19 protein-coding genes are annotated in these 26,987 nt (G+C 71.7%); 9 read left to right on the top strand and 10 right to left on the bottom strand.

Annotation, left to right across the window (positions count from 1 at the left end):
• Positions 1 to 6 precede the first annotated feature (6 nt).
• Positions 7 to 813: a hypothetical protein gene (locus WMF20_RS23725; protein WP_437616884.1), complete on the top strand. Its 807-nt coding sequence runs from the start codon at positions 7 to 9 to the stop codon at positions 811 to 813.
• 212 nt (positions 814 to 1,025) lie between these two features.
• Positions 1,026 to 1,970: a bifunctional methylenetetrahydrofolate dehydrogenase/methenyltetrahydrofolate cyclohydrolase gene (locus tag WMF20_RS23730; RefSeq protein WP_437616885.1), complete on the top strand. Its 945-nt coding sequence runs from the start codon at positions 1,026 to 1,028 to the stop codon at positions 1,968 to 1,970.
• 20 nt (positions 1,971 to 1,990) lie between these two features.
• Here WMF20_RS23730 and WMF20_RS23735 read toward each other — a convergent pair whose 3' ends face one another.
• Positions 1,991 to 2,845, bottom strand: a complete 855-nt coding sequence (locus WMF20_RS23735) for an SDR family oxidoreductase (protein WP_437616886.1) — start codon at positions 2,843 to 2,845, stop codon at positions 1,991 to 1,993.
• A 160-nt stretch (positions 2,846 to 3,005) separates the two neighbouring features.
• Here WMF20_RS23735 and WMF20_RS23740 point away from each other — a divergent pair, with 160 nt between their 5' ends.
• On the top strand, positions 3,006 to 3,962 hold the full coding sequence (locus WMF20_RS23740) for a LysR family transcriptional regulator (protein ID WP_437616887.1): 957 nt from the start codon (positions 3,006 to 3,008) through the stop codon (positions 3,960 to 3,962).
• Positions 3,963 to 3,980: 18 nt separating this feature from the next.
• Here the strand turns inward: WMF20_RS23740 and WMF20_RS23745 are convergent, their stop codons facing one another.
• The 3 genes from WMF20_RS23745 to WMF20_RS23755 all read right to left on the bottom strand — a co-directional run bounded on the left by WMF20_RS23745 (position 3,981) and on the right by WMF20_RS23755 (position 7,711).
• A complete protein-coding gene (locus WMF20_RS23745; protein WP_437616888.1) occupies positions 3,981 to 5,627 on the bottom strand; it encodes a serine/threonine-protein kinase in 1,647 nt (548 codons plus the stop codon).
• Between the two features lie 130 nt (positions 5,628 to 5,757).
• The gene (locus tag WMF20_RS23750) at positions 5,758 to 6,573 is read right to left on the bottom strand and encodes a hypothetical protein (RefSeq protein WP_437616889.1); all 816 of its coding nucleotides are present in this window, start codon (positions 6,571 to 6,573) and stop codon (positions 5,758 to 5,760) included.
• Positions 6,574 to 6,724: 151 nt separating this feature from the next.
• A complete protein-coding gene (locus WMF20_RS23755) occupies positions 6,725 to 7,711 on the bottom strand; it encodes an Rpn family recombination-promoting nuclease/putative transposase (protein ID WP_437616890.1) in 987 nt (328 codons plus the stop codon).
• Between the two features lie 267 nt (positions 7,712 to 7,978).
• Here WMF20_RS23755 and WMF20_RS23760 point away from each other — a divergent pair, with 267 nt between their 5' ends.
• Complete coding sequence (locus WMF20_RS23760) at positions 7,979 to 8,617, top strand: winged helix DNA-binding protein (RefSeq protein WP_129576472.1); 639 nt, start codon at positions 7,979 to 7,981, stop codon at positions 8,615 to 8,617.
• Positions 8,618 to 8,756: 139 nt separating this feature from the next.
• On the top strand, positions 8,757 to 12,404 hold the full coding sequence (locus WMF20_RS23765; protein WP_437616891.1) for a hydantoinase B/oxoprolinase family protein: 3,648 nt from the start codon (positions 8,757 to 8,759) through the stop codon (positions 12,402 to 12,404).
• A 195-nt stretch (positions 12,405 to 12,599) separates the two neighbouring features.
• On the opposite strand, the gene WMF20_RS23770 is transcribed toward WMF20_RS23765, so the two are convergent.
• From WMF20_RS23770 to rnk, 4 genes are all read right to left on the bottom strand, one after another.
• Positions 12,600 to 13,973, bottom strand: a complete 1,374-nt coding sequence (locus WMF20_RS23770) for a PEGA domain-containing protein (protein WP_437616892.1) — start codon at positions 13,971 to 13,973, stop codon at positions 12,600 to 12,602.
• Positions 13,974 to 14,046: 73 nt separating this feature from the next.
• Positions 14,047 to 15,738: a protein kinase domain-containing protein gene (locus WMF20_RS23775; RefSeq protein ID WP_437616893.1), complete on the bottom strand. Its 1,692-nt coding sequence runs from the start codon at positions 15,736 to 15,738 to the stop codon at positions 14,047 to 14,049.
• Between the two features lie 130 nt (positions 15,739 to 15,868).
• Positions 15,869 to 16,849, bottom strand: a complete 981-nt coding sequence (locus tag WMF20_RS23780) for a mechanosensitive ion channel family protein (protein WP_437616894.1) — start codon at positions 16,847 to 16,849, stop codon at positions 15,869 to 15,871.
• A 257-nt stretch (positions 16,850 to 17,106) separates the two neighbouring features.
• The gene (gene rnk / locus WMF20_RS23785) at positions 17,107 to 17,529 is read right to left on the bottom strand and encodes a nucleoside diphosphate kinase regulator (protein ID WP_129576477.1); all 423 of its coding nucleotides are present in this window, start codon (positions 17,527 to 17,529) and stop codon (positions 17,107 to 17,109) included.
• A gap of 645 nt (positions 17,530 to 18,174) precedes the next feature.
• On the opposite strand from rnk, the gene WMF20_RS23790 reads away from it, so the two are divergent.
• Positions 18,175 to 18,648 (top strand): SH3 domain-containing protein, encoded by a 474-nt coding sequence (locus WMF20_RS23790; RefSeq protein WP_437616895.1) that lies wholly within the window; start codon positions 18,175 to 18,177, stop codon positions 18,646 to 18,648.
• Between the two features lie 165 nt (positions 18,649 to 18,813).
• Here the strand turns inward: WMF20_RS23790 and uxuA are convergent, their stop codons facing one another.
• Together uxuA and WMF20_RS23800 are read right to left on the bottom strand one after the other, a co-directional pair.
• On the bottom strand, positions 18,814 to 19,887 hold the full coding sequence (gene uxuA, locus WMF20_RS23795) for a mannonate dehydratase (protein ID WP_437616896.1): 1,074 nt from the start codon (positions 19,885 to 19,887) through the stop codon (positions 18,814 to 18,816).
• Between the two features lie 232 nt (positions 19,888 to 20,119).
• Complete coding sequence (locus tag WMF20_RS23800; protein ID WP_437616897.1) at positions 20,120 to 23,449, bottom strand: glycosyl hydrolase 115 family protein; 3,330 nt, start codon at positions 23,447 to 23,449, stop codon at positions 20,120 to 20,122.
• 1,113 nt (positions 23,450 to 24,562) lie between these two features.
• Here WMF20_RS23800 and WMF20_RS23805 point away from each other — a divergent pair.
• From WMF20_RS23805 to WMF20_RS23815, 3 genes are all read left to right on the top strand, one after another.
• Entirely contained in the window at positions 24,563 to 25,390 is an 828-nt protein-coding gene (locus WMF20_RS23805; RefSeq protein WP_437616898.1) for a TetR/AcrR family transcriptional regulator, read from the top strand.
• Positions 25,391 to 25,396: 6 nt separating this feature from the next.
• Positions 25,397 to 25,549, top strand: coding sequence for a hypothetical protein (locus WMF20_RS23810; RefSeq protein ID WP_437616899.1), 153 nt, complete (start codon positions 25,397 to 25,399; stop codon positions 25,547 to 25,549).
• Between the two features lie 251 nt (positions 25,550 to 25,800).
• Positions 25,801 to 26,814, top strand: coding sequence for a fibrinogen-like YCDxxxxGGGW domain-containing protein (locus WMF20_RS23815; protein WP_437616900.1), 1,014 nt, complete (start codon positions 25,801 to 25,803; stop codon positions 26,812 to 26,814).
• Positions 26,815 to 26,987: the final 173 nt, after the last annotated feature.

The following is a 26,987-nucleotide window of genomic DNA, read 5'->3' on the forward strand; positions in this document are numbered from 1 at the left end:
GGAACCATGCAGATCGACTTCGATATGCCCGTGATCGCGGAAGGCGGCCTCGATGCGGGCGTGCTCGACCGGGTCCTGGTCGACCGGGAACGGGGCGTGTTGACCCATGTGGTGCTCCGTTCGCCGCTCTCGAGCGAAGAGCTCCTGGTGTCGATGGATCTCGTGCAGGGCACGGCGGGGGGCCAGCTCCGCCTGCGGCGAGGGCGAGACGAGCTCCTCTCGCTGCCCCGGTACTACGAGGGGCGGACGACGGCGCAGCCGCCGGGCCGGGTCGACACCTCGCTCGTCCCGCAGCCGCCCGAGCAGAGGCAGGCGCTGGAAGAGGCGCTGGGGGTCACCGACGATACGGTCGAGCTCGGCCCGGAGACGCGGGTGATGACCGCGGATGAGGCCGAGGTGCAGCTCGTGGGCATCGGCGCGAACGACCCCGGCAATGACATCTCGCGGCTCCACGTGCGCGGCCCTGCGGGCGCAGAGGCCGACTTCCCCGCGTCGTGGATCGAGGTGATGCGCGAGGACGTCGTGGCGCTGACCGTGACCCGGGACGACGTCCTGCGGTCGCGCCCCGCGCCCAGGCGCCGCGACGGGAACCTCGCGGACCTCGAGGGGCTCTCGGGCATGGGCGGCCTCGACGGAGACACGCCCGAGGAGGTGTTCGGCGCGGATTTCGTCGATGAGCTGCGCGACAAGGGCGGAATGGTCCTCAACATCCCCGGCGCGAGCGGCCCCGGCGAGGCCGCCGACCGCCGCGCCGCAGAGCCCGCCGACGCGGGGGCGGCCGCGGGCGCGGAGCGGCAGCGCCCCTCCCGCTGAGCGCGCGCGCCGGCCGCTCACCTGAGCTCCTCTCGACCGGAGCTCCGGTCTCGGCGCGTCCTCCTCCGCGCCCTCCGGTGCGCCCGCACTCGCGCGATCGAGGGCGGCGCGGGACTGCTTGCCATGGAGCGTCCGAGTCGAGCTCGCGCCGCGGGGGCCGGCCGCCCGCGGCCTTGACATCGATGCTGGCGCGTGCTCGTCTCCGCCCCCCGATGGGTCCACACGACAAGCCGCCGAGCCGGGACACGGGCGCGGCCAGGGTTCTCGATCCGAGCGCGGTGGCCGAGACGTTCCGTCGCGAGATCCGGGCGGAGCTCGCCGCCCTGCCTGAGCCGCTGTTCCTGGTCGGTGTGCTCGCGGCGGATCACGGGCCCTCGTACACGTATGCCGAGTACACGCGCAAGGCGTGCGAGGACGTGGGGGTGCGCTTCGAGATCCGCCACGCCACGCGGCTCAGCGCGGAGTCCGCCATCCGCTCGGCGAACGAGGACGCGGGCGTGCACGGGATCATGGTCTATTACCCGATCTTCGGCACGGAGCAGGACGTCTATCTGCGGGACAGCGTCGATCCGTCCAAGGACATCGAGGGGCTCCACACGTTCTGGGCACGTTGCCTGTACGGGAACCAGCGTTTCCTGGATGAGGCGAAGACGCAGAAGGCGATCCTTCCCTGCACGCCGCTGGCGATCCTCAAGCTGATGGAGGCGGCCGGCTTCTTCGGTCAGGGCGAGCGGCCGCTCGTGGGCAGGAGCGTGTGCATCTTCAACCGCAGCGAGGTCGTCGGGAGGCCGCTCGCGAGCATGATGGCGCACGACGGAGCGCACGTGACGTCGTTCGACATCGACGGTCCCCTGCTCTTCGTCCCGAGCTCGTCCGGCGACACGCACGAGGTGCACGAGACGACGGTGGACCGGGCAAGCGCGCTGCGGCAAGCGGACATCGTGGTGACCGGCGTGCCGTCGCGGAGCTTCCCCCACGTGCAGGCCGCCGAGATCCGCGAGGGCAGCCTCTGCATCAATTTCTCCACCTTCAAGAACTTCAGCGACGATATCCAGACCAAGGCGAGCGTGTTCGTGCCGCGCGTCGGCCCCATGACCGTGACGATGGCGATCCGCAACAGCCTGCGTCTCTACAAGAACACCCACCCGACCGGGTGAGCCCGGCGCGCGCGCCCGCGTCAGCCCCCGGTCCACGCCCGCGCGTGCTCGCGCGCCCAGGCCTCGAAGGTCCTCGGCTTGCGCCCCGTCACGCGCTCGACGGTGTCGGTCTGCATGGCGCCCTTGCCCGCGCGGATGCGCTCGATGAGCTCGCCGACGGCCATGGCGAGCGACGGGGGCGCCCCGGCCTCGATCATCCTCCGCCGGGCGGCGTCGACCGGGACGTCCACCCGCCGGAGCGGCGTGCCGAGGACGCGCGCGAGGATCTCCACCTGCTCCGGCGTGCTGAGGAGCTCGGGGCCCGTCACCTCCAGCGCCCGTCCCAGGAGCTCTTCCGTGGTCATCGCGCGCGCGGCGACCGCGGCGATGTCGCGCGGCGCGATGGGCGCGGTCTTGCCGTCCCCGTGCGGGTTGTAGACCGCGCGCTCGGCCCGGATCGACCGGGCCCACTGGAAGGTGTTCGACATGAACGTGCCGGGGCGGACGAAGGTCCAGCGGAGCCCGGACGACCTGACGAGGTGCTCCCTCTCGGCGTGGCGGCGGGCGAGCTCGACCTCCGGCGCGCCGGCGCTGATGCTTGACAGGAGGACGACGCGGGGCGCGCCGCTCGCCTGCGCCGCCGCGAGGAAGCCTCGGACGTGATCGATGCCGTCGGCCTCCGCGACCGGCAGCAGGAACGCCGCCCTCACGCCCTGGAGCGCCGGCGCGATCGTGTCCTGTCGCGCGAGGTCGCCCACGGCCTTGTCGACCCTGGCCCCCCAGTGGGCCACTTTGCGCTCGTCGCGCGTGAAGACCCGGACCTTCTCGCCCGCGGCGAGGAGCTCCTCGACGAGCTCCTTGCCGACGTTCCCGGTGGCACCCGTGACCAAGTACATGCGTGTCTCCTTCCAGGTGGGCTCCTCGGATCGAGCCGTGAATCGCGGCCGATCCGCCGCATCGCGCTCTCGACCGGGCCGAGCCACCCGTTCTGGAGGGAACCTACGACTGTTCCATGGGCTTGATTAGTGTGGACCTATAGGAAAAATAGTTCCAACCATGGGACAATCGATGCTGCCCGACCTCAACGAGATCGCTGTCTTCACCCGGGTGGTCCAGGCGGGCAGCTTCACGCGGGCTGCGCGCGAGCTCGGGATGCCGAAGTCGACGGTGAGCCGGAAGGTGTCCGAGCTCGAGGCGCGGCTCGGCGCGCAGCTGCTGCGGCGGACCACGCGCAAGCTCAGCGTCACGGACGTCGGCGCGGCGTACTACGAGCGCTGCGCGCGCATCGTGGCCGATCTCGACGAGGCGGATCGGACGGTGACGCAGATGCAGGACGGGCCGCGCGGGCTCCTGCGGATCACGGCGCCGCTGCACTTCGGGTGGATCGGCGGCGTGGTCGCCGAGTACCTGCGTGATCACCCCGAGGCGAGCGTGGAGGTGGTCTGCACCGATCGCGTGGTCGATCTCGTCGCCGAGGGGTTCGACGTGGCGCTGCGGTTCGGCGCGCCCAGCGACACGTCGCTCGTCGCGCGCCGCCTCGGGGCGCTCCCGCGCTACCTCGTGGCGGCGCCCGTGTACCTCGCGCGGCGCGGCGCCCCGCGCGCGCCGGCGGACCTCGCGGGGCACGACGTCCTCGTGTCCGCGGGGGCGCGCGCGGGGGAGCCGCCCGGCGCGCGGTGGGTGCTCCACCGCGGCGCGCGGCGCGAGGAGGTGCGCGTGACGCCGCGGGCGACGGCGAACAACCTCGAGGTGCTGCACCGGATCGTGCTCGCGGGCGTGGGCATCGGGGTGCTGCCGGCCATGCGGTGCGAGCTGGACGTGCGCGAGGGGCGCCTCTCGCGCGTGCTCGACGAATGGAGCCCGGCCGACGTGCCGCTCCACGTCGTCTATCCCGGCACGCGGCACCTGTCGCCGAAGGTCAGGGTGTTCGTCGACCTCGTGCGCGAGCGCCTGGGCCCCGCGCTGCGCGGCCGGCGGGCGGGCGGAGCGGGCGCCGGTCGAAGCAGCGCGTGAGGAGCCCCTGGGAGGAGATCACATGTGATCGGTGGGATCGTCGGGAGCGCTCCTTGGCCTGGCGGGCCGCGGGGTGCCTCTCCGGGGGGCCGGTGAAGGCGGCGCGGGTGCGGAGGCGCTGGTCGCCGCGGCGGGGGTGGAAGGCGCGCTCGCCGCGGTGGGGGTGGAAGGCGCGCTCGCCGCGGCGGAGGCGGCGGGAGAGGCCGGCGGTGAGGGCTCCGTCGCGGAGGGCTCCGTCGCGGAGGGCCCTGTCGCGGAGAGCGCTGTCGCGGGCTGCGCAGCTGCGGAAGCAGGCGAGCCCGCCGGGTCGAGCCGCGACGCCGGCGCGTCGCTCGGCGCGGTGGCGCGGAGGACGGCGTAGGTGACGAGCCCGAGCGCGAGCACGCTCGCGCCGAAGGCGAGCGGGATCCAGCCGCGGCGGCCGCTCCCTGGCGGCGCGACGAGGATGCTTCCGGACGGCGCCAGCGTGCTGGCGGTCTCCTGGAAGGCCGGTGCGCCGCCCTGGTCGGCGCCGCTGCCCGGCGCGCCCCGCGGGAGGGCCCCTGGGGCGGCCGGCAGCGTGGACCGGAACGCGCCGTCCGAGTCCATCGCGCCTGGGCTCGCCCCCATCGCGCCTGGGCTCACCCCTATCGCGCCTGGGCTCACCCCTATCGCGCCTGCGCTCACCCCCATCGCGCCTGGACTCACCCCCATCGCGCCTGGACTCACCCCCATCGCACCTGGGCTCGCTTCCGGAGCGCCGACGCGGAGGTCGAGCGGCGGAGATGCGCCCCCCGCGGGCGCCGGCGGCCGTGGGGCTCCGGGCTCCGCCCCGGGCGAGGCGGCCGCTGCGCTGAACGCCTCGGCGAGCTCGCTCGCGCTCTGGAACCGGCGCTCGGGCTCGCGCATGAACGCGCGCGAGAAGAACCGGTCCACCTCGGGCCCGAGCTCCGGCGCGAGGCTGGACGCGAGGGGCACGTCCTCCGTGCAGATGGCCACGAACACCTCGCCGATCTCCTCGCCCGGGAACGGGAGCCTGCCGGTGACGCAGCGATAGGCGATCACCCCGACCGACCAGAGATCGCTGCGCCAGTCGAGGGTCTTGCTCCGGCGCACCTGCTCCGGGCTCATGTAGTAGGGCGAGCCGACGAGCGTGCCCGTCTTCGTCTCCTTGCCGGCGAGCAGCGTGCCCTGGGCCTTGGCGATCCCGAAGTCGAGGACCTTCACGGTCTCCTCGTCGTCCTGGCGCGCGAGGAACAGGTTCGCCGGCTTGAGATCGCGGTGGATGATCCCCGTCTCGTGCGCGCGGCGCAGGGCCTTGCACACCTGCGCGACGACGCTCAGCGTGGCCGAAAGCGAGAGGCGCCCCTCGCGCGCGAGCCGCGTCTCGAGGTCCTCTCCTTCGAGGAGCTCCATCACGAGAAACGGCGTTTCGCCCTCGATCCCGTAATCGTGCACGTGGACGACGTTCGGGATCTTGAGCTGCGCCGCCGCCCTCGCCTCGCGCTCGAAGCGCGCCCGCGCGGTCGACGAGGCGGCGTACTCGGGCGCCATGAGCTTGATCGCCACCGCGGCGTCGAGCTGGACGTGCCGGGCCACCCAGATCGCCCCCATGCCGCCCCGCGCGAGCATCCGCTCGAGGCGGTATCTTCCAGCGATGACACTGCCTTCTGCGAGCGAACTCATGAGCCTCGGCCTCTCGCTGGGATGACGTCTCCGACGCCTCGGGAGCCTGTGCTCCGGGGCGCCTCGCACCCAACGAAGCAAACGAACGGGCCCCTCGCAACAGGATCCGGCCGAGGAGAGGGCGAGCCGCCTACTTGCCCCTCGGCCGCGTCGTCGCGCCTGCGCCGAGCGCCGCCTTCGGGGCGGCGGATCGCCCGGCGCCCTGCGGGGCCCGGAGCTCGCTCGCCCGCGCGCGCCGTGCGGGGGCGCCGCCCTGCGACGTGAGCTGCTCCAGCGCCGCCCGCAGCTCGGCGCGCACGTGGGGGCCGAGGAGCTTCGCCGCCATGGCGCTCAGGCGCCCGGCGAACGTGGCCATGATGCAGGCGGCGCGCTGGTCGTCGCGCTCCGGGGCCCCGGAGCGCCGGTAGTACCGCGCGTAGTCGCGCGTGATCGCCCCGAGGTCGCCGCCCACGTGGACCGCCTGCCGCATGAAGAGCCGCGCGGCGCGCTCGTTGGCGATCCGCGGCATCTGGGCGAGCGTCAGGGCGACGTCGGTCCGGCCCACGGCGAGCAGCATGGAGACCACGCGCTGGCGGGCGATCTCGACGAGCCTCGGCGCGAGCGTGTGCTCGTCGAAGACGTGGACGTTCGCCGGCACGAGCGCCTCGCGCTCGGCGCCGAGCTCGTTCAGGAAGGCGTTCAGCACCGGCGAGCGCGTCGGCGCCGCGTGCAGGTACTCCCGCGCGCGCTCCGCGGCTGGCGCGCCGCCCGGCGGCGAAGGGGCGCCGGCGTCGGGCGTCGCGGGCGCCTGGCGTCGCGCGGCGCGCGCCCGCCGCGCCCGCTCGAAGTGCCGCTCCGCGATCCCCGCGCGCTCGTCCGCCGCGGCGGGATCCGTCGCGCCGAGGAGCGCGGCCAGCCCCGCCGCGCGGGCGGCGGTCACATGCGGAAAGGGTTTCTGGCTGGCCATTCGAGCAGGCTCTCTCGCGCTGAGACCTGCTCAGGCGTTTACCACGCCGCGCGAACGGTTGTACAGCGCTGGGCGCCGGTTCCGGATGCGGTGCACGCGGGCGGGCCGTGATCAGGCGGTCCGGCCGGGTGCTCGGCGGCAGAACACGCCCTCAGGGCTCGCTCAGCACGTCGGCGAGCGTGGGCGCGGTGAGCACGCGCTCGGACCACCGATCGAGCTCCCCGATGTCGGCGGCGTTGACCCGGGCGACGGCGGCGTCGGGCAGGGCGCCGAACCGCGCGCCGAGCTGCCTCAGCAACATGTGCCGGCGCCCCTGTTGCAGGCCCTCCCGCAGCCCCTCCTGCCTTCCGCGCTCCACCAGCTGATCGGCTGCCGACACGATCTCCTCCTTCCAGGATTCTCCTGCCGCGGCCAGGAGCCGCTGCAGGACCTCGTCCGCATCGTTGCGCTCGTTCGTCGCCAGAATGTACCGCCATATCGTCCGCAGCGCCTCCACCCCGTTGGGCGCGCGCCGCACGTCATTCATCAGGTCGAGCCACTTCGCCAGCTGCGCAAGCAGCTCCTCCGGCTCCCGCGCGTGCCGCAGGCACCAGAGGACCAGGCGCGAGAACGCGCTCATCGACCGCGCCTTCAGCGCCTCGTCCGCCTCCTGGCTGAGGTCGTCCAGCACGAACCGGAACCGCGGCACATGCTCGCCCACCGCGGCCCGCGCGCCCTCGTCGAGGTCGAGCAGCTCCTCGAACGACGTCCCCGAGGCCCAGCCCCTCTCGCTGTGGTGCAGCACGACCGGCACGATCGCCGGCAGGCGCTTCGACCCCGGGTGCTCGGCAAGGTGGTGCTCCCAGATCCGCACCATGTAGCGGAGCAGGCGGAACGCCATCAGCGGCTCCACCGTGCTCTGGTGCTCGAACAGGAGATACAGGAGCACGCGGGCTTCGCCCATCGAGGCCGAAAAGAGGAGATCGCTCTGCCGCTCCTTCAGCGCCTCATCCACGAAGCTGCCAGGACACAGCCGCAGATCCGCGAAGTTGATCCGCGACGACAGCTCGGGCGGCAGCGCTTGCCGAAGCTCTCCCGCCGCGTGCTCGACCTGCGAAAAAGCGGCTTTGAACAGCGCATCATGCGCGTTGGTCTGCATCGGTCGGGCGACACCATGCCTCATGGGCACGCCGCTGACACCCTTTTTGGAGATGAGTTTTTGCGCATCCATCGAGGCGCCTCTCCGTAATTCAGGCCTCGCCTGGCCATCCGCAGGGGGCCGGCGCGCCCCCAGGCACGCCTGCGTCGCGCGGGAGCATGGCGCACGGGCGACGCGCAGGGGCTGGATCATGAACAAATTCAATAACATGTGAAAATGTTAATATTTTGTTGGTAAAATGTCGCCATCCAGATCCATCCTCACGCCATGGAGAACCCCCGAGGGCGCACCGCGAAGCGCCGCAGCGCCGCATCGAAGGGCCCGGCGAACGGCCCGGAACAGGCGGGTCGTCCGAGCAGCGAGGCGCGCGGTCGCCCGGGCGCCGGGCCCACGGAGGGCCAGGCCGCCGCGCCGCACATCGTGTCGTCGGCGCACCTCGTCTCGCCGCGCAGCCCGGAGCTGAGCGAGCTCGAGTTCGGCCTGATCGTCGCGAACAGCGCGTTCTCGCGCTGGATGGTCCACTGCATGACCGCCGCCGGGCTGCCGGACCTGACGCCGCTCGACGTGCGCGTGCTGCACCACGTGAACCACCGCGAGCGCGACAAGCGGCTGTCGGACATCTGCTTCGTGATGAACGAGGACACCCACGTCATCAGCTACTCGCTGAAGAAGCTGCAGGCCCTCGGCGTGGTCGAGGTCAGCCGCAGGGGCAAGGACGTGACCTATGCGACGTCCGCGCAGGGCCGCGAGCACGTGAGGCGCTACGCCGAGCACCGCGAGGCCTTCCTCATCGGCACGCTCGAGCCCGACGAGGCGCAGAACCGGCAGATCGGCGAGCTCGCGCGGCTCCTGCGCAGGCTCTCCGGCGTGTACGACCAGGCGGCCCGCGCCGCCGCCGCGCTGTGAGCCCCAAAGCGCAGAGCTCCGAACCGCCGAGGCGCAAAGGACGCCAAGAAGAGGATCGAATCTTGGCGTCCTTTGCGCCTCGGCGGTTCATTCCTCGCTTGTTCCAACGTGATCCGTGCTCTGGCAAGGAGTGGAATCCATGACGTCGACCTCGAGCCAATGGCAGTTCTGGATCGACCGCGGCGGGACGTTCACGGACGTCGTGGCCAGGCGGCCCGACGGCTCGCTCACGACCGCCAAGCTGCTGTCGGAGAACCCCGAGCAGTACGCCGACGCGGCGGTCGAGGGCGTCCGCCGCCTGCTCGGCCTCCCGCCCGGGCGGGCCATCACCCCCGCCGAGGTCGCGTGCGTGAAGATGGGCACCACGGTGGCCACCAACGCGCTGCTCGAGCGCAAGGGCGACCGCACCGCGCTCGTGACCACGCGCGGCTTCCGCGACGCCCTGCGCATCGGGTACCAGAACCGCCCCCGCCTGTTCGATCGCCACATCGCGCTGCACGACCTGCTCTACGAGCGCGTGATCGAGGCGCGCGAGCGCGTGGACGCGCGGGGCGAGGTGGTCGAGCCGCTCGACGGCGCGGCGCTGCGCCGCGCGCTGGAGGAGGCGTTCGAGGCCGGCATCCGCGCCTGCGCCGTCGTCTTCATGCACGGCTACCGCTTCACGGCGCACGAGCGGCGGGCGGCCGAGATCGCGCGCGAGATCGGCTTCACCCAGGTCTCCGCCTCGCACGAGGTCAGCCCGCTCATGAAGCTCGTCTCGCGCGGCGACACGACGGTCGTCGACGCGTACCTCTCGCCCATCCTGCGCCGCTACGTCGAGCAGGTCGAGCGCCAGATGCCGGGCGTGCTGCTCTACTTCATGCAGTCGAGCGGCGGGCTGACGCTCGCCCACAGGTTCCAGGGCAAGGACGCGATCCTGAGCGGGCCGGCCGGCGGCATCGTCGGCATGGTGCGCACCGCGCTCGCGGGCGGGCACGAGAAGGTCATCGGCTTCGACATGGGCGGCACGTCGACCGACGTGTCGCACTACGCGGGCGAGCTCGAGCGCGCCTTCGAGACGCAGGTGGCCGGCGTGCGCATGCGCGCGCCGATGATGAGCATCCACACCGTGGCCGCGGGCGGCGGCTCGCTCCTCACGTTCGACGGCGCGCGGCTGCGCGTGGGCCCGGAGTCGGCCGGCGCGAACCCGGGCCCGGCGTGCTACCGCCGCGGCGGGCCGCTGGCCATCACCGACGCCAACGTGATGCTCGGCAAGATCCAGCCCGACCTCTTCCCGCGCGTGTTCGGGCCCGGCGCCGACGAGCCGCTCGACCGCGAGGTCGTCGAGCGGCGCTTCCAGGCCATGGCCGAGGAGGTGCGCCGCGAGACGTCGCGCCCGATCACGCCGGAGCAGCTGGCCGAGGGCTTCCTGCAGATCGCCGTCGCGAACATGGCGAACGCGGTGAAGAAGATCTCGGTGGCGCGCGGCTACGACGTCACGCAGTACACCCTCCAGTGCTTCGGCGGCGCCGGCGGCCAGCACGCCTGCGCGGTGGCCGACGCCCTCGGCATGCGCCGCGTCTTCGTGCACCCGCTCGCGGGCGTCCTGTCCGCCTACGGCATGGGCCTCTCCGACCAGAGCGCGATGCGCGAGGCCGCGGTGGAGCGGCGCCTCGACGAGGCCGGCCTGGCCGCGGCGGGCGAGGCCCTCGCGCGCATCGGCCGCGACGCCGAGGCCGAGCTCGTGGGGCAAGGGTTCTCGCCGGAGCGCGCGCGGCTGATCCAGCGCGCGCACGTGCGCTACGACGGCACCGACACCGCCCTCGTCGTGCCGTACGGCAGCGCGGAGGCGATCCGCGCCGCCTTCGAGGCGGCCTACCGCAAGCGGTTCGCCTTCCTGATGCCCGACAAGGCGCTGGTGCTGGAGAGCGTGTCGGTGGAGGCGATCGGGCCGGGCGACGCCGCGGAGGAGCGGCCCGCCGAGGCGCGCCCGCACCGCCCCGAGGCCGACGCGCGCGCGCGCATGTTCGCGGAGGGCGCCTTCCGCGACGCGGCGCTGTACCGGCGCGAGCGGCTCGGGCGGGGCGCGGTCATCGACGGCCCCGCCATCGTCGCCGAGGCCAACGCCACGACGGTCGTCGAGCCCGGCTGGCAGGCCGAGATCACCGCGCTCGGCCACATGACGCTCACCCGGGTGGCGCCGCGCCCCGAGCGCCGCGCGGTGGGCACCGAGGTCGACCCGGTGATGCTGGAGGTGTTCAACAACCTCTTCATGAACATCGCCGAGCAGATGGGGCTGCGCCTGCAGAACACCGCCCACTCGGTCAACATCAAGGAGCGGCTCGACTTCTCCTGCGCGCTGTTCGACGCGGAGGGCAACCTGATCGCGAACGCGCCGCACATGCCGGTGCACCTCGGCTCGATGGGCGAGTCGATCCGGACCGTGATCGCGCGAAACCCCGGGATGAAGCCGGGGGACGTCTACGTGCTGAACGACCCCTACCACGGCGGCACCCACCTGCCCGACGTGACGGTGGTCACGCCGATCTGGGACGACGAGGGCGCCCGCGCGCTGTTCTACGTGGCCTCGCGCGGGCATCACGCCGACATCGGCGGCATCACCCCGGGCTCCATGCCGCCGTTCTCCAGGACGATCGACGAGGAGGGCGTCCTGCTCGACAACGTGATGCTGGTCGAGGCCGGGCGGCTCCGCGAGGCCGAGATCCTCGCGGCGCTGGGCGGCGGCCCGTATCCGGCGCGCAATCCGCAGCAGAACCTGGCCGACCTGCGCGCGCAGATCGCGGCGAACGAGAAGGGCGCGCAGGAGCTCTCGGCGATGGTGGCCCAGTTCGGGCTGGAGACCGTGCACGCCTACATGAAGCACGTGCAGGACAACGCCGAGGAGAGCGTGCGCCTCGCGATCGCGCGGCTCGACCCGGCGCTGCTCCGCGACGGGCGCTTCACGCTGCCGCTCGACAACGGCGCGACGATCGCGGTGTCCGTCCGGATCGACCGCGCGCGCCGCTCGGCGGTGGTGGACTTCACCGGCACGTCGGCGCAGATGGACAACAACTTCAACGCGCCCCGCGCGGTGACGATGGCCGCCGTGCTCTACGTCTTCCGCACGCTCGTGGACGACGACATCCCGCTGAACGCCGGGTGCCTGAAGCCCATCGAGGTGATCGTCCCCGAGGGCTCGATGCTGAGCCCGCGCCCGCCCGCCGCGGTGGTGGCCGGCAACGTGGAGGTGTCGACCTGCGTCACCAACGCGCTGTACGGCGCCCTCGGCGTGCTGGCCAGCAGCCAGCCGACCATGAACAACTTCACGTTCGGCAACGACAGGGTCCAGTACTACGAGACGATCTCGGGCGGCTCGGGCGCGGGCGTCGAGCTCGGCGCCGGCGGAGCGCGCGGCTTCCCGGGCACGAGCGTCGTGCAGACGCACATGACGAACTCGCGCCTGACCGACCCCGAGGTGCTCGAGCACCGGTTCCCGGTGCGGATCGATCGTTACGAGATCCGCGCGGGCTCGGGGGGCGCCGGGCGCTTTCCGGGCGGGGACGGCGGCACGCGCGCCGTGCGCTTCCTCGAGCCGATGACGGCGTCGATCCTGTCGAACGGGCGCTCGACGGCCGCGTTCGGCCTGGCCGGCGGGGGCGCGGGCGCGCCCGGGCGCAACCTCGTGGTCCGCGCGGACGGCTCGACCGAGGTGCTGCCGCACATCGGGTCGGTCGAGATGGGGGTCGGCGACGTGTTCGTGATCGAGACGCCCGGGGGCGGCGGGTACGGAGCGCCGGCGCCGGGCTGAGCGCGCGGGAAGCGGCGGAGCGAGGCGGGAGCGCCGTCGCGTCCGAAGAGAAATTCAACGCAAAGGCGCAAAGACGCAAAGGCGTAAAGGCGTAAAGGCGCAAAACTACAAATCTTTTTTGCGTCTTTGCGTCTTTGCGCCTTTGCGTTGAACTCTCTCTCTCCGGATCCCTGGCCCGACTCCTGGTGGGTGGAACTAGAAGCCACCGACCACCTGGACGCCGAGGCCGTCGCGGCCGAGCCGGGCGGGCGAGGCGCCGAGGAGGCGCGGGCCGGAGCGCGCGACGTCCTCGCGCACGAGCGTCGTCTTCCGGACCAGGATGCCGCTCGCGATCATCGCGAGGCCCGCCGCCTGCAAGACGCCGTCGATCACGAAGATCGCCTCGTCCCCGCTGTCCGCCACCCGCGCCGCGTGGATCAGCGGACCGGCCACCGGAACGGCGAGGATCGGGTAGCCGATGAGCGTGCCCGAGACCGAGAACGGCGTATAGGCCACGCCGAGGATGGTCGCTCCCGCGGAGATGAGCCCGCCGCGCGCGTTCGTCTCGAGACGGTACCCGAGGGGGATGGGGTCGCCCTTCTTGTAGTCGAGCTCGACCGGGTCGGCCGCGGTGAGGATGGGGCGCGCCTTCACCGCCCGGAGCGGCGCGTCGACGACCTTGCCCGCCTTGACGGAGACCGTGGTCGGCGGCGTCCCGAAGCCGTCGGAGCCGAACAGCACGATCACGTGCGCGCCGGGCTCGACCTTGCCCTCCCAGGGGGTCGTGCCCACGCGCACGCCGTCGAGCGCGACGCCGAGCTGCTTGCCCGTGATCTCGGAGATGCGCAGGCGCCCGCGCGTCTCGATCGCCTTGAGGCTCGCCGCGACGCGCGCCGTCGTTCGGCCGAGGACGTCGACGCGCGCCTCGAACGGCTCGAAGCCGTCCTTCTGGATGCGCACCGCGTGGGCGCCCGCCGCGACGCGCAGCGGGGCCGGGAGCGGCAGCTCGGCGCGGCGCTCGCCGTCGACGAGCACCACCGCGCCGGGCGCGCCCCCCTCGATCGCGATCGCGCCGACGAGCTCGCGCAGCTGCTCCACCTCGGCGAGCGCCGCCTGCTTCGCGTCGGCCGGGAGCACGTCCTCGAAGTCGGCGAGGAGCGACTCGAACAGCTCGAGCGCCTCGGTGGGGCGCCCGAGCTTCTGCAAGCAGCGCGCGGCGCTGGAGGTGGCCCCCCACGTCGGGAAGAGCCGGCGCGACTCGAGGAACTCGGCCGCGGCGGCCTCCCACGCCTCGGCCCTGTACATGCGCAGGCCGCGCTGGAAGCGGGCCTCGGCGTCCGCCTTCGCGGCGGCCGCGGCGGCTGGAGCGCCGGCAGGAGGCGCGCCGGCGGCGGGCGCGGTGGCAGCGGGTGCCGTGGTGGACGGCGCGCTGGCTGCGGGCCCGCTGGCGGCGGGAGCCGCGGCCGAAGGCCTGCTGGCGGCGGGCTGCGCGCGTCCGGCGCCCTGCGCGAAGAGCGGCGCCGACCACGCGGCGAGGAGCAATGCGACGGCCGCAGCGGCGCGTCGGGGAGGACAGATCCGGATTCGCATGGTCGAGGCTGCGACGCCCGCAGCTTACAGGAACCCTGTCCCTTTCCCGCAACCTGGTTCGGGGCGACGCCGGCTACTGAAGCGTGCTCGGGACGAGCGGGTCCGCCGGCGGCTTGGGCGCCGCCGACGGCTCCTTCGCCGGCGCCGGGCGGCGCGGCGGCTGCGGTCTGCCGGGCGGCGCGCCGGTCGCTCGAGCCGCCGGGACATCGAGGGCGATCCGCGCCGGAGACGCGCCATTCTCGGTCACGGCGACCTCCTCCACCCGCTCGGCCCCCGCGCGGACGAGGCGCACACGATGCTTGCTGCCGAGCACACCGGAGATCTCGACCAGCCCGCCGCGCACCTCGGCGGGCGCCCCGTCGACCTCGACGGCGGCGTCGCCGGGCGCGACGGCCAGGACGACCCGCCTGAGGGCGACGGGCGCAGGATCGGTCGCCTCGGGCGGCGTCGCGGACGCGGCGCTGGCCGCAGGCGACGCGCTGGCCGCAGGCGACGCGCTGGGCGCCGCGACGTCGCTCGCCGCAGGCGCTGCCCTCGCCGCCTCGCTGGCCGCCGCGCTGGCGGCCACGGCGGCGTCGGCGCCCGGCTCCGCCGCGCGCGGCGCCGCCAAATACGCGATCGCGCCGGCGACGCCGAGGGCGAGCAGGACCGCCGGCGCCCGGGACCGCGCCGCGGCGCCGCTCGCCGACGCGCCGCCCGCCGCGCCGCTCGTCGTCGGAGCGCCGGACGTCGCGCTCACGGCGCGGCCGCGCCCGCCGTCCGCCGTCGAGTCGCTCGGGCGGCTCTCGCCGGCGTTCGCCAGGCCACCCTCCCGGCGCGCCGCGGGGCCGACGTCGAGCCTCGGCGCCAGCACGGCGCGCTCCTCGTCCGTGACGGCCACGAGCATCTCCTCCCGCAGCGCGTGGCCGCCGGGCAGCAGCGGGAGCATCGCGGCGAGCATCTCCTCCGCGCTCTGGAAGCGATCGCCCATCTTCAGCTCCAGCGCGCGGTGCACCACGGCGGCCATCTCGCGCGGGACCCACGGGGCGGCGTCCTGGATGGGCGGCGCCGGCTCCGTGCACAGGAGGACGAAGAGGCGCGCGATCGAGGCGATGTGATGATGAGGCGCGTTCCCCGCCAGCGCGGCGTACAGGACGACGCCGAGCGACCAGATGTCGGTGCGGTAATCGACGGTGCGGATGTCCTCGATCTGCTCCGGCGCCATGAAGAGCGGCGATCCGAGCATCTTCCCGGTCGTGGTCAGCCCGGTCGTCACGCCGCCTTCCGACGGCTTGATCTTCGCGATCCCGAAGTCGAGGAGCTTGACCACGATCTCCCCGTCGTCGGAGCGCGCCAGGAACAGGTTCGCCGGCTTGATGTCCCGGTGGATCACCCGGGCTTCGTGGGCCTTTTGCAGGCCGAGGCACGCCTGGACGACGATGCGCAACGCCACGTCGGGCCGGAGCGGCCCGAGGCGGTGCAAGAGCTGCCCGAAGTCCTCTCCGTGGAGGTACTCCATCACGAGGTACGGCGAGCCGGTCGCGGGATCCGTCCCGGCGTCGAGCAGGCGAACGATGTGCGGGGTCTCGATGCCGGCCGCGGCGCGCGCCTCGCGCTGGAAGCGGCCGAGCGCGGTGCCGCTCTCCCGGCGCTTCTGCGAGCTGATGAGCTTCACCGCGACCCGCTCGCCGGAGTCGATCTGCCGCGCGTCGTAGACGCAGCCCATCCCTCCCTCGCCGATCAAGCGGGTAAGGCGGTATTTGCGGTCGACGATCTCGCCTTCCAAGGCGGAGCAGGGTAGGTCGAAGGGCGCCCGGCTGCAAATCAGGCGCAGCTCACGCGCAGACACCGCGCGGCCGGCCGCCTCGGCCTGCGCGCCGCGGCGTCCGGGGATCTTCCGCGCGCCGCGGCGCGCGTCACCCCTGCGCGCCGGCTCCCTCGAGCCGCGCGCCGCTTTCGCCGCTCGCCGCGCCGTTCGCCGCCCTCGCGTCGGCCCTGGGCGGAGGCTTCGCCTGGGCCGCGTGGCTCGTCCGGTCGACGGGCGGCATCTCGATGCCGTGCGCGCCGAACGCCTTCGCGAGGCGCCTCCGGTACTCCCGGCCCACCCGCCACTGCTCGGCGGGCTGCGTCTTGATCCGCGCGCGGACGACCACCGCCCGCTCGTCGAACGACTCCACGCCGAGGAGCTCCAGCGGCTCGAGGAGGCTCGCCTTGTAGCGCCTGTCCTCCTGGAGCTCGCGCGCGACCTCGCGCATCACCCGCATCGCCCTGTCGACGTCCTCCGTGGTGGCGACGGCCACGTCGAACATCACGGCAGACCACTCCTTGGTCGTGTTCGAGAGCGCGTCGATCTTCCCGTTCTGGAAGACGTGTACCACCCCGGCGTCGTCGCGCAGCGAGACCGTGCGGAGGCCGATGTGCTCCACGACACCCGAGGTTCCGTTGACGATCACCACGTCGCCGGGCCGAAGGTGGTTCTCGAGGAGCAGAAAGAAGCCGGAGATGACGTCGCGCACGAGCTCCTGCGCGCCGAGGGCGATGGCCAGACCGGCGATGCCGGCGGCCACGAGGAGCGGCGCGATGTCGACCCCGAGCTGGACGAGGAGGATCATCGCCACCACGACCCCGATGACGACCCTCCCGGTCGTCCGGATGATGCCGAGCAGCGCCTCGGAGCGCTTCTCGATCTCGCGCACCGACTTGACGTCGCCGCTGCGGCTGCGCCTCATCAACGACACCTCGACGCGCCTGCACAGGAGGTGGAGCCCCTTGAGCAGCACGAGCGTGACGAAGAGGAGCAGCAGCGCGGTGGGCAAGGCGTGGATGACCCACGCGACGGCGCGCCGGAGAACGTCCCGCCAGGATGTGACGTCGAGCCAGGAGTCGAGCTGCGGCATGGGCGATGGCACCTCTTCCGCATGACGCCCGCAACCCACATGCCAGCGAGCTCGGGGGGCGCGAAGTCCGGCAGCGGGCGCGCGCGGTGACGCGGCGGACGCGCCGCGCGCGGGACGGTGCGACACGATGTCGCAGAGGAGTCGAATTGTCGCAGGGGTCGTGCACCCGGGCGTCGAGCTCGCCGAGGTGCTGGGGCCAGCGCCGCGGGCTCGCGCCGGCCCCGGGCACGGGGGATCGTGCGGCGCTCGGAGCGGCCTCAGAGATCGAAGCGACCGGACGCCTCGGGCTGGTAGACGACGCGGTCGATCCGGAGGCGGCGCGTTCGGCTCGGCGTGGGCCACTCCACCTCTTCTGCTTCTCGGCAGCCGAGCAGCGCGAGCCCCATCGGCGCGAGCACCGAGATTCGCCCGCTGTTCACCTCTGCGGCCCCGGGGAACACAACGGTCACGCAGAGCTCCTCTTGCGTGTCGAGGTCCACGAGCTGGGCCCTGGAGTTCATGGTGATGACGTTCGGCGGGATCTCGTGCGGCTTCACGACGTCGGCGCGCTCGAGCTCGATCTCGAGCGCCTCCAGGTTCGGGGATTCCGCGCCTGGCCGTTCGCGGAGCGCTTCGAGCAACCGCATGAGCCGCTGGCGGTCGAACTCGGTGATGATGATGGGGTTCGTATGAGGTGCCATGAGCAGGATCTCCTTGTGTTGTCGACTCGAGCCAGGCCGCGGCCGGCGGCCCGCGCGGGGCGAGCAGGCCGGCGGGCGCGCCCGTCCAGCTCGTCCGGACGCGGGCGTGCTCGACGACACCCGCGCTTCATCCCGGGAGCGGCCGGCGAAAAGCGCCGAAAGACCGCTCCCTTACGAGCGTGCGGGCGACCTCGGACAGAGCAGCCGGGTGCGCAGGGGAAGGAACGCGCCGCGCGCGCCGCGGCGAGGCCGCGAACACGACTCGAGGTGGAGGCGGGCGTTCATTCCGCTCAGACGGTAGCACGGTGGTCTTCCGCGAGCCATCGACCAGCGCTTCACGTCTTCCAGGCGCTGCGCGTCTCCGTGCCATCCGCCGCCGACGCGAATCGGCCGCGCCGCTGGCCGCGCCGCGCTCATGCCCGCGGCGACGGCGGACGGCGGGACAGCCACGCCGCTCGATGGCGCGACGCTTGCCCACGACGGCGGCCGCGGCCGCGCCGCCCGCCTCGGACGAGGCCGGCCGGCGCGGGCGCGCGCCGGTGCGCATCGCCGCGGGCGCTCGCGGCGACCGGGCTCGAGCCCATGACAGCATCGCTCCGCGCCAAGGCCGTCGCGGCCGCATGACCATCAACAGAGGAGGCAAACGTGAACATCCGGCCGATGGTGCCAGTTCTGTTCTTCTTCGTCGTCGCGCTCCCGAGCGCGGCGCAGGCCGAGATGCTCAGCGTCAAGGTCCCGGTCGCGAACTTCCGCGCGGGCCCGTCCACGCGCGAGCCCGTCGAGTTCACCGCGACCCGGTACTACCCTGTCAAGGTCCTGGAGCGCGAGGGCGGGTGGTGCAAGATCAAGGATTTCGAGGGCGATCTCGCGTGGGTGGCCGATCGGCTGCTGGCCCGGGTCAAGACGATCGTGATCAAGGCGACGCGGGGCAACATCCGCGAGGCGCCGACGACCTCCGCGGAGGTCGCGTTCCAGGCCGAGCGCGGCGAGGTGTTCAAGGTCCTCGATCGCAAGGGGCGCTGGCTCCAGATCATCGACGAAAAGGGCGGGAAGGGCTGGGTGCGCGAGGATCTGGCCTGGGGCATGAAGAGGCCCGACGGCGCGAGCGGCTCGTCCTGAGCCCTGGAGCGCGGCGGGTCGAGCCGACCCGGGTCGGGGCGCGACTGGCACGCGCCCGATGCCGCTGTGACAGGACGACGCACGCGCCGAGGGTGGTCGAGCAGCTCGTGGCGATCGAGGACGAGGAGCGCACTCGGTCGGCATCCGCGGGCCTCCCCTGCCCGCTCACGCTGGACCGACGCCCTCGTCGCCGCTCCCGCGCGAGAGCTTGCACGTCGCCTCCCACAGGCCATTGAGGTAGACTAGGCCCAGCGCGCGGTCGTACAGACCATAACCCGGCTTGCCGGTCTCGCCCCAGATCATGCGGCCGTGGTCCGGGCGCACATAGCCGTCGAAGCCGACGTCGTGATATGCCTTCACGATGGCGGCCATGTCGAGCGAGCCCTCGCAGGACAGGTGGGCGGACTCGAAGAACGTGCCGTCCTCCTGGACCGCCACGTTGCGCATGTGCCCGAACGGGACGCGGCCCATGCCGCCGAACTCGTGCACCAGCGACACGATGCTGTTGCACAGGTCCGCGCCCAGCGAGCCGGAGCACAGCGTGATGCCGTTCGCCGGGGAGTCGACGATCTTCACGAGGCGCATCAGGTCGTCGCGGTTCTTGACGATGCGCGGCAGACCGAAGATCGGCCGGGGCGGGTCGTCCGGGTGCATGGCCATGCGGACGCCGACCTCCTCGGCGACCGGGATGATGCGCCGGAGGAAGTGCTCGAGGTGCGCCCATAGCGCCTCTTCATCGACGTTCTTGTACTCGCCGAGGACGGCGCGGAGCTCCTCGGGCTTGTAGCTGGTGTCCCAGCCGGGCAGCGCAATGCCCTGCTCGGGGTCGATCCTCGCCGCGGCCCCGGCGTCGAAGGCCAGGGTCAGCGAGCCGTCGGAGAGCTCCTTGGCCATCTCGGTGCGCGTCCAGTCGAAGACCGGCATGAAGTTGTAACAGATCACCTTCACGCCGACGGCCGCGCAGTTGCGGATGTTCTGGCAGAAGTTGTCGATCAGACGCTCGCGCGCCGGCTTGCCGAGCTTGATGTCCTCGTGCACCGGCACGCTCTCCACCACGTCGAACTTCAGCCCGACGCCCTCGATGCGCGCCCGGAGCGCCTCCAGCTTCTCGACCGGCCACACCTCGCCCACCGGCACGTCGTAGATCGCCGAGACGATGCCGTAGATGCCCGGGATCTGGCGGATATACTCCAGCTTGACGGGATCGTTCTCTCCGTACCAGCGAAAGGTCATCTTCATCGTTGCGGTCTCCTCGGGCGGCGCGCGGGAGCGCGCGGCGCGGCCTCGATCCGGGGTAGATCCGGGGCAGAGCCGCGCGGTCTCGTCGCTGCGAGCGCCGGCATCGTACAACCAGCCGCAAGCCGGGCAAAGGGTTCGCGGGCGCCGAGAGCGGGGCGCCACAAACGGCGAGAGCCCGCCGCGCACCCCGTGCGCAGCGGGCCCTCCGAGGTCGCTTACAGCCGACGTGCGACTATTCCGTCCCGTTGCCCATCCGGTAGCTCTCGGGCGGGCCCAGGTAGCTGTCCTTCACGCCGCCCGTGTCCACCACGATCTTCTGGAGGATCACGCCAGGATGGACCATCCAGAACTTCAGGACGTGATCCCCCGGCGCGTTGATCGTGTGCTTGGTGCGCATGATGTTGACGTTGTCCGAGGTGTGCCGCTCCCAGATCTTGTTGCCATTGCCGTTGAGCTCGATGGCGTGGGTCATGTTGACCCGCTGGATCGCGCCGTTGTCGATCGACACGCCGTACTGCATCCCGTCCTTCCAGTTCTGGAAGTTGTTCCTGGGGGACACGTACACATAGACGTTCACCTGGCCGCTGCTGGTGAGGTGCATGTCGTACTCGAGCCGAGGCGAGTTGCCGCCGGGCTGCTGGGCCGCCGCCGTGACCGGGAACGGCGTGATGCCGTCTCCGGTGCGGCCGATGTCCGGGATCTGCTTCCACCAGATCTCGTCCGTCTCGATCGCGCGGCTGTAGCGCTCCGCCTGCATCGACACATAGCCGTTGGCCTCGATGTAGCGGTTGGGCTTCCAGTCGAGCTTCCTCGGGTCCTCGACGTGCGCCTTGACCACCACCGAGCTGCCGTCCGACCCGCTCACCGTGATCGGGATCTCGAGCGGGAACTGGAGCGGCAGCTGCTGCGACGGATCCTCGGGGTTGGGAAACGTCGTGGGGGCCATGGTCCAGTCGACCCGCACCGTGGCGCGCACCTCCTTGTCGACGACGCCGTGGCTCGGGTAGATGGTCAGCCAGGGCGGGCACGGGGCGCCGCCGCCCCAGCTGGCCCAGCCGGCGGGGCAGTCGACGGGCAGCTTGGCCTCGATCGTGTACTCGAGCGGTTCGCTGCCGCGGTTGAACACCTCGATGTACTGCTCGGGCGCCGTCTGGTACGGGCTGAACGCCGGCAGCACGGGCTCCTCTTCGCTGCCCCCGCCCGCCGTCCAGTAGTTGCTCGAGCCGTCGATCGCCACGCCGAGCTCCGCCGCCGCGGGGACCTCGATCGACACGAGCTCAGGCCAGATGAACTCCTGGATGTTGTTGTACTGGTACTCGGGCTGCTGCCAGGACGGGTTGCCAGGCGCGCCGTAGCCGATGTGCGGCTGCGTCTGGAAGCCCTCCCACTTGCCGCCGGTGAGATCGTGATTGTAGTAGTAGGAGAGCGCCAGGTCGTCCTGGAGCCGCGCCTCCGCGACGGCGGCCATGTCGTTGGTCGCCGCCCGCCCCTGCGCCGCGTAGAGCTTGTTCTTGAAGCCCGCCAGGCGCAGCGCGTACAGGTTGGCGGTCGCCTTCACCTGGTAGAGCACGAGCTGGAAGTAGGCGTCCTGCGCCTCGTGCGGCAGGAGCTTGGCCACGAACTCCGCCTGCGAGGCCAGCGACTCCCACTCGCCGGCGACCTGCTCGAGCTCCTGGTAGTTGGTGAGGCTGAACGGGCTGGCGCTGTCGTCGTACGTGACGGCCGCGGTGTCGGGGTCCGGCTGCTGGGTCGTCGGATCGGAGTACAGGAGGTCGTAATCGACCGTGATCTTCCGGTTCGTCAGCTCCGGCTTGCGATCCGACTGGAGCAGCGAGTAGCCGTGCAGGATGTCGGCGATGATGTCCGCGTAGTCCGGGCCGAACTGCTGCTCGGTCCACCGCTCGTACCACTCGCCGATGCGCTCGACCGGCCACCGCTCCGGGTTCCAGGCGTAGTCCAGGAAGAACTGGAGCGGGAGCTCCTCGTTCTTGAAGTCGCCGACGTTGACCACCCAGAGCCGATCCACGCCGTAGTTGTAGGCGAGGTGGAGCTGCTCCCAGACGTTGGGCAGGAGCGTCGTGTCGACCCACTTGTAGTTGCGGCCCCCGCCGACGTAATCGAAGTGGTAATACAGGCCGTATCCGCCGGCCCGCTGCTCGCCGGGCGCCGGCAGGCGCTTCATGTTGGCCCAGTTGTCGTCGGCCCAGACCACCGTGACGTCGTCCGGCACGCGGATGCCGGCGTCCCAGTACCCCTGGATCTCCTTGTAGAGCGTCCAGACCTGGGGAATGGTCTCCACGTCCTTCTTGGTGATGTCCGCGAGGATCTTCCGCTGGGAGGCGATGATCTGCTCCATCAGAGGAATGCCGTCCTCCGGGGGCAGGCTCACGTCGCCGGGGCCGCGCATGCCGAGCGTGACGACGCCCTCGATGTCCTCGTCGGCCATCCGCTGGATGCCCTTGGTCCAGTGCTTCTTCAGCGCCTCCGCGTTGACGGAGAAGCGCCAGTCGCCGGTGCCGCCGTACGGGTCCGTCTTCGGCGTGACGACGTTGCCTTGGGCGTCCTTCACCTCGGGGACGACGTGGCGATTCCACTCCTCGATGCCCTGCATCATCGGGGCCTCGTGCGAGGTGCCCATCACGATGCCGTAGCGCGTCGCCGTCTTGTGGTTCTCGGGGTCGTCCTCCGCGAACGCCCGGCCCCACACGGCCGGCCAGATGTAGTTCGCCTTCATGCGGAGCGCGGCCTCGAAGACCTTCTCCCAGTAGAGGTGGTTGAGCCCGCCCGGGAAGCCCGGCGCCTTGCCCGGCCCGAACATCTTCGCCGCCCAGTTGCCGGTCGCGGGGTTCTCGTCGTTGACGAAGAAGCCGCGGTACCTCACGGCGGGCTCACCCTGGGTGTGGGCCCCGGGCAGCACGTACAGCGCGCGCTTCTTCTGGGGCGGGACGTCGTCCCACCAGTACAGGGGCGACACGCCGATCTGCGCGGAGAGGTCGTACGCGCCGAAGATGGCGCCGCGCTGATCGCTGCCGGCGATCACGAGCGCCCGCTCCACGCCCTCCACCGGGTCCTCGACGATCTGCGTGACGAACGTCTCCCACTTCCCGGTGAGCGCCGAGGCGTCGAGCTTCCCGCTCTCCTCCAGCTGATCGATGAGGGGGCTCTTGCCCAGCGTGCCGATGATGACCACCTCGGTCGCCGACGCGGGGATCTCGTTCTCGACCTGCGCCGGGGCGTCGGTCACCCGCCGGATGTCCGCCGCGAGGTCGTCCACGACGCGGCGCACGCCCTCGTAATCGTCGGCGCTGACGACCAGCGGAGGAACCTCGCCGTTCACGGCGAGGGCGAAGCGACCCGCGCCGCCCTCGGTCGAGACGTACTTGCCCGGGTCGGCCCCTGGCCCGTCCGACGCGCCGTTCTCTCCCGGATTACCGTCCTCTCCCGGCGGCCCCTGCTCTCCCGGCGGCCCCTGCTCGCCCGGCGGGCCTTGCTCGCCCGGCTCGCCCTTCTCGGCGTCCGACCCGCAGGCGGTCAACGTGGCGAGCGACAGGGGGAGCAACAAGCAGAGTAGCGAGGGTCCGATTCGACCCTTCCTGATGGCAATGCGTGCATAGCTCATGACGGTGTTTTCCTCGTTGATGCGGCTGACCGGTGTTGGTCGGCTCGCCCGCGCCGAGCGCCGGCCGTGTCATCCGGCGCCGAGGCAGGCCGCTCCTGTGCATTGACCGATATCCCTCGAAGACGTGCGCCTGCAGTGGTCCGCTTCGTGTTGAATCAACGGAGCCGCGGACCTGTCGACCACGGCTGGAAATTTCTTCCAACAGTGTCAGCCTTCGAGCCCGTAAGTAACCCGACGAACTTGATGAGATCTAGGCGTTGTTATTATTCCCGCCAAGGTCCGTTCTGATCTCACCATCGGCGCTTCCGTGGCAGGAGGTGAGCGACACGCCCCTCATCGCGCCAGCGCCGCCTGCGGCGCGCGAAAAGGCCTCTCCGAAGCGGCAGCTCGCCAGGTTCTGCGCTGCTCGGCGCGCCGCCCGGATTCCCCGCCTTTGTCCTCTCTCACGTGCTCGTCACTCCCGAGCTCGGGAGGTGCCGGCCGCCGCGCGCGGTCGACCGGAGGCGGGCCCCTCGAGGCGTGGAGACATCATCGATGGCCCAATCCTCTTCCGGGAAGGCGAGCGGCCCGCACAAGGGATCTCCGGTCGCGCGCTGCAGGCGCGGTGATTCGACTTGACATCCTCGAATCATTCTGTCTCCCCCTCCCCTGCGCCGGCGGCGCCCGTGCCGGCACCGCCGCCGGCTGCGCCCGCGCCGCTCGGACCGGAGCCCCCGCCGGGATCGCCGCTGGAGGCGCGGCGAGCGGCGACGAGCGGGAGCTGGACAGAAGTGAGGAGAGACACGCTCCGCTATTACACCCGCTGGCCGGGCACGGGAAGCCGCGCGTGACACGCCCGGCCTGGTGGCTCCGGGCGCTCCGAGCGTAGGCGGCTGCGCCACGAGGCCTCTCATCGCTGGCGCCGCCGCGCCGCGGTCGGCCCGGCGGCGACGTCTTGCGTTGACGTGCCGCTTCGCTCCCGCCCATACTCCCGCCGATGCGGCGTTCCGTGATGTGTACCACACACGGCGCGGCTCGGCGGGCCGCTGTCGGGCCCGAGGGCGCGAGGGCGTCTCGATGAGGAAGGGCCCCGCGAAGCCGGCCAGCCAGCGCGCGCCGCGCGAGGGTGAAGGGCGCGCTGCCGACCCGGCGAGGAGCCTCGCGCTGCTCTGGGGCTCTCACGGCAAGCCCGGGAGGTCGGGGCTGACGGTGCGCGCCATCGTGACGGCGGCCATCGCGCTCGCCGACGCGCGCGGGCTGGAGGCCGTCTCCATGCGGCACCTCGCCGACCAGCTGAACGTCGGGACCATGTCGCTCTACACGCATGTTCCCAGCAAGGCCGAGCTGACCGATCTCATGATCGACACGGTCTGCGGCGAGCTCTACGACGACGTGGACGCGCCCTCGCGGCAGCCGGGCGGGTGGCGCGCGTCGCTCGGATACATCGCCGCGCGCAACTGGGAGCTCTACCAGCGGCACCCGTGGCTGCTCGAGATCGTGAGCGCGCGCCCCGTGATCGGGCCGAACGCCTCGCTCAAGTACGAGGCCGAGCTGCGGCCGCTCGACGGCCTGGGCCTCACCGACGTGGAGATGGACTCGGTGCTCACCCTCCTGCTCACGCACGTCGAGGGCACGGCGCGAGCGCAGGCGAGCGCGCGGCGCACGCGGCAGGAGAGCGGCATGACGGACGTGGAGTGGTGGGTCGCCACCGCCCCGCTGCTCGACAAGGTCGTCGACGCGAAGCGGTTCCCCGTGGCGACGCGCGTCGGACAATCCGCGGGTCAGGCCTATCAAGGGGCGTCAAGCCCGGAGCACGCATTTCACTTCGGCGTGGAGCGCATCCTCGATGCCGTCTCGCTCCTGATCGCGGCGCGGCGCGGCGGCCCGGGCGAAGGCCGGGCCTGAGGCCGAATGCGTTATTCGTACGCGTCAGCTGCGCTCTGCGTGGGGATCATGTCGTCGTGCTGCGCTTTCGAGGAGGGCGTGGGTTCTTGCGAGGACTGCGGGGAGTCCGCCTCGGCGCTCAGCGCCGCCGCGCTCGGGTTCGAGGCGCTGACCGCCTGACTACATTGTTCATCGTACAAAGCCCTGGCACTGCCTGACACATCGCCCCTGACATCCCTGCTTCCGTCTCGATTTCATCGTGGCGCCGCGCTGCGCGAGCGCCAGACAATTCGGGAAACGCACCATCTCCTGCGGCATCAAGATTGGGTACCGACCTGGGTGGTTCTAGAGCTCTCCGGGCGTCGGAGCGATCGTCAAGGACGCCGCGCCGTCAAGCTCGTGATCACGTGGGTACCGAGGGGAGGTGCGGGATGCTTCTGCGCGTCATGCCGAGAGCACGTACGTTCTGCGCGGCGACCACTATGTTGGCGATGAGCACGGCCTGTTCTTCGAAAACGCGGGGGTTCGATCGCGACGCCGGTGGCGCGGCTGGGGCGACGGGCGGCAAGGACAAAATCTGCGAGCCTGGAACGCAGGAGCTCTGCTACGGCGGACCGCCATCGACGATGGGTGCTGGCCTATGCAAGGCGGGGGCGAGGACCTGCAATGACGAGGGGACGGAGTATGGCCCATGTGAGGGTCAGATCCAACCTGCGATCGAGCTGTGCGATACGCCAGCCGACGAGAACTGCGACGGAACCGTCAACGAGGGGTGTATCTATCCGAGCTGCGCCGAGGTTCCGGCCGGCTCGCCGAGCGGCGTGTACCTTCACGATCCTGGTGCCTCCGGCGCCGCCGAAGCGCCCGCGGTCTACTGCGACATGGAGTCCGAAGGCGGCGGCTGGGCGCTCCTTTACAACAGCGTCGGCTCGGACCAGGGGACCACGATGGCCTTCTGGGACATTCCGTACCTCCGTCGATTCGGCAGCAAAGGGGAGCCATCGCTCGACACCAACGTCTATCAAGGGTGGTTATACCACCAGGGGACCGAGTACCGCGACGAGGTAGAAGACATTCAGGGGAAGGTCGCCCAGCTCTTCCACGCGAGGTCGGCCGGCATCGAGCCAGACACCCTGCACTTCAAGGCTCCGGAGCTCGTATCCGGCGAATCCGAGATCTACGCAGCTCAGTTCGCCGCTGGCTGGTCGTCCTCGGACTTCGACGGCGATACCTGGCCCGAGAACTGCTCCGTGAAATATTCGCGCGTGACGCAGCATTACAGCAGCTGTTGGAGGTACAGCCTCGGCTCTGACGCGGACAGTCCGGTGGACGACGGTGGCTGGGGTCCACACCTCCACTCAGCGTCTGCGCAGCGCTTGGGACTGCACGTCGACGGGAGCGGCTACACACGCGTCAAGCGCATATCGCGATGGGTCCGGTGGTGAACCCCCACAACTCGCTGGCTGAGCCCGCCGGCCGAGCAGAGCCTGCTCTGGGCACGGAATCTGCTTCTCGCATCCTCCACGAGACGGCCGGTGCGCCGAGCCCGGCCGCGTGGCAAGACAGCCGCCGTCGCCGCCGGGCGACGCGCCGAGGAGCACCCGCGGCGACACCGCCA

Source organism: Sorangium sp. So ce834 (assembly GCF_051521425.1).
Taxonomy (GTDB): domain Bacteria; phylum Myxococcota_A; class Polyangia; order Polyangiales; family Polyangiaceae; genus Sorangium; species Sorangium cellulosum_D.

Bases quoted from the DNA above. Each gene is read 5' to 3' on its own strand.
- WMF20_RS23725 (WP_437616884.1), top strand. From the start codon at position 7: ATGCAGATCGACTTCGATATGCCCGTGATCGCGGAAGGCGGCCTCGAT.
- WMF20_RS23730 (WP_437616885.1), top strand. From the start codon at position 1,026: ATGGGTCCACACGACAAGCCGCCGAGCCGGGACACGGGCGCGGCCAGG.
- WMF20_RS23735 (WP_437616886.1), bottom strand. From the start codon at position 2,845: ATGTACTTGGTCACGGGTGCCACCGGGAACGTCGGCAAGGAGCTCGTC.
- WMF20_RS23740 (WP_437616887.1), top strand. From the start codon at position 3,006: ATGGGACAATCGATGCTGCCCGACCTCAACGAGATCGCTGTCTTCACC.
- WMF20_RS23745 (WP_437616888.1), bottom strand. From the start codon at position 5,627: ATGAGTTCGCTCGCAGAAGGCAGTGTCATCGCTGGAAGATACCGCCTC.
- WMF20_RS23750 (WP_437616889.1), bottom strand. From the start codon at position 6,573: ATGGCCAGCCAGAAACCCTTTCCGCATGTGACCGCCGCCCGCGCGGCG.
- WMF20_RS23755 (WP_437616890.1), bottom strand. From the start codon at position 7,711: ATGCAGACCAACGCGCATGATGCGCTGTTCAAAGCCGCTTTTTCGCAG.
- WMF20_RS23760 (WP_129576472.1), top strand. From the start codon at position 7,979: ATGGAGAACCCCCGAGGGCGCACCGCGAAGCGCCGCAGCGCCGCATCG.
- WMF20_RS23765 (WP_437616891.1), top strand. From the start codon at position 8,757: ATGACGTCGACCTCGAGCCAATGGCAGTTCTGGATCGACCGCGGCGGG.
- WMF20_RS23770 (WP_437616892.1), bottom strand. From the start codon at position 13,973: ATGCGAATCCGGATCTGTCCTCCCCGACGCGCCGCTGCGGCCGTCGCA.
- WMF20_RS23780 (WP_437616894.1), bottom strand. From the start codon at position 16,849: ATGCCGCAGCTCGACTCCTGGCTCGACGTCACATCCTGGCGGGACGTT.
- rnk (WP_129576477.1), bottom strand. From the start codon at position 17,529: ATGGCACCTCATACGAACCCCATCATCATCACCGAGTTCGACCGCCAG.
- uxuA (WP_437616896.1), bottom strand. From the start codon at position 19,887: ATGAAGATGACCTTTCGCTGGTACGGAGAGAACGATCCCGTCAAGCTG.
- WMF20_RS23805 (WP_437616898.1), top strand. From the start codon at position 24,563: ATGAGGAAGGGCCCCGCGAAGCCGGCCAGCCAGCGCGCGCCGCGCGAG.
- WMF20_RS23810 (WP_437616899.1), top strand. From the start codon at position 25,397: ATGCGTTATTCGTACGCGTCAGCTGCGCTCTGCGTGGGGATCATGTCG.
- WMF20_RS23815 (WP_437616900.1), top strand. From the start codon at position 25,801: ATGCTTCTGCGCGTCATGCCGAGAGCACGTACGTTCTGCGCGGCGACC.